General features: G+C 72.6%; 3 protein-coding genes. All 3 read right to left on the bottom strand.

The window, feature by feature from the left end:
- On the bottom strand, positions 1-746 hold a 746-nt coding region (locus ACJOT3_RS34365), incomplete at its 3' end, for a prenyltransferase (protein ID WP_406977308.1).
- Positions 747-818: 72 nt separating this feature from the next.
- A complete protein-coding gene (locus ACJOT3_RS34370) occupies positions 819-1,202 on the bottom strand; it encodes a DUF2784 domain-containing protein (protein ID WP_406977306.1) in 384 nt (127 codons plus the stop codon).
- 83 nt (positions 1,203-1,285) lie between these two features.
- Complete coding sequence (locus ACJOT3_RS34375) at positions 1,286-1,678, bottom strand: DUF2784 domain-containing protein (RefSeq protein WP_406977307.1); 393 nt, start codon at positions 1,676-1,678, stop codon at positions 1,286-1,288.
- Positions 1,679-1,831: the final 153 nt, after the last annotated feature.

The raw sequence follows: 1,831 nt of genomic DNA on the forward strand, positions 1-1,831 counted from the left end.
AGTTCGGTGTCGGTGAACATGGGCCGGGCGATGCTGGAGGGGTCGGGTGCCAGGTCCAGGGGTGTGTGGACGTGGTGGCGGGGGGTGGCGGCGGTGCGGGGTTCGGGGACGGCGGCGGCGTCCTCGGGCCGGATGCAGACGACGGCGCGGATCATGGTGGCGAGGCGGTTGACGGTGGCGACGGCGCGGGGGCGGTCGGGGACGTGCTGGAGGAAGGTGCAGATGCCGATGGCCTCGTGGGGGTCGGTCCAGTGGAGGTCGTCGATGTGCTTCCAGCAGTAGGCGGTGGCGCGGTCGCGCCAGGGGTGGGTGATGTTGTGCTTGTGGAGGCGGCCGGTGACGGCGGCGGTGAGGGCGAGGTCGGGGGTGCGGCCGGTGTGTTCGCGCCACCAGGGTGCGGCCTCGGTGTGGCGGACGGCGGGGGTGACGGGGGGCAGGCCGCCGTCGGGTGAGGCGACGGTGGCGAGGTGGCGGCAGATGCCCTGGCCGAGTTCGGCGGGGATGGGGCCGATCTCGTCGAGGTAGCGCAGGGCGGTGTCGACGGCGAGGGGTTGGCTGGCGTGTCCGCGCAGGTCGGGGTCGAGGGCGTTGCCGTAGCCGCCGTCGATGTTGCGGTAGGCGGCGAGGGCGGAGCGGATGGGCGCGGTGGGGCCGGCCTGGAAGTGGTAGGCGAAGCGGTACCGGTCGATGAGCCGGGCGGTGCGCATGGTGAAGTGTTCTGCGGCGCGGAAGGAGTCCCAGGTCACAACGCTCATGTGGGAACGGTACCCGGGGGTGCGGGCGGGTGTGCGCGCCAGCGGCCAATCCATTCGTGTTCTTTACGTGGGGTCGCGGCGTGCGGTGTCCCGGCGGTGCAGGGCGCGGGTGAGGGGGACGGTCCAGGTGAGGAGGACGAGGGCGCCGACGCCGACCTGGATGGTGCGGAGGTGTTCTTCGGGGTAGACGACGCCGGTGAGGTAGTGGTCGATGAACCCGGTGGGGGGCAGGCCCTGCTGTCCGGCGCGGTCGCGTGCCCAGCGCTCGACGTGGGTGAGGGGGCATTGCCAGCCGATGAGGGTGATGCCGAGGGCGTAGAGGGCGGTGGCGAGGTGGGGCCACAGGGCGCGGGGCCACTTCCAGGCGGGGAGGCCGCCGAGGAGGACATAGGCGAGGAAGGCCATGTGGAGGACCATGGCCGTGTCGGCGAGGAGCCGGTAGGCCATGGTCCCCATGGTAGGCCGCGCTGTCGGCCGTGGTCAGCCCGTTGTCGGCCCGCGGTCAGCCTGTCGCCGGGCCTCTCCCGTGGTCAGGCGTCGGTGGTGGCCGCGGCGCGGGCCCGGCGGCGGCGCACGGCGGTGAGGACGGCCAGGCCGATCCAGGACAGGACGACGAGGACGCCGACGCCGGCCTGGACCTCGCGGAGGTTGTCGGCGGGGTAGATGACGCCGGTGAGGTAGTGGTCGATGAAGCCGGCTTCGGCGAGTCCGGCCTGTCCGGCGTTCTCGCGTCCCCAGTTCTCGACGTGGGTGAGGGGGCAGGTCCAGGCGAAGATGCTGATGGAGAGGCCGTAGACCGCGACGGCGAGGTGGGCCCAGATGGTGCGGGGCCACTTCCAGGCGAGGAGTCCGCCGATGGCGATGTAGAGGATGAAGGTGAAGTGGAAGAGCATGGCGGCGTCGCCGATGATCCGGTAGATCATGGTCGTTGCTCCCGTTGGGGGGTGGGGGCGCCGGGGGCGGGGGCCGGGGTTCCAGTCTCGCGACGCCGTGCGGGATTCCGGGCCACGGCGGGGTCACCGGTGTGCAACATCGGGGGCGCGCGGGGTGGTCCCCCGCGCGCCCCCGTGGTGTCA

The organism is Nocardiopsis protaetiae (assembly GCF_045446735.1).
Classification (GTDB): Bacteria; Actinomycetota; Actinomycetes; order Streptosporangiales; family Streptosporangiaceae; genus Nocardiopsis; species Nocardiopsis protaetiae.

Bases quoted from the DNA above. Each gene is read 5' to 3' on its own strand.
- ACJOT3_RS34370 (WP_406977306.1), bottom strand. From the start codon at position 1,202: ATGGCCTACCGGCTCCTCGCCGACACGGCCATGGTCCTCCACATGGCC.
- ACJOT3_RS34375 (WP_406977307.1), bottom strand. From the start codon at position 1,678: ATGATCTACCGGATCATCGGCGACGCCGCCATGCTCTTCCACTTCACC.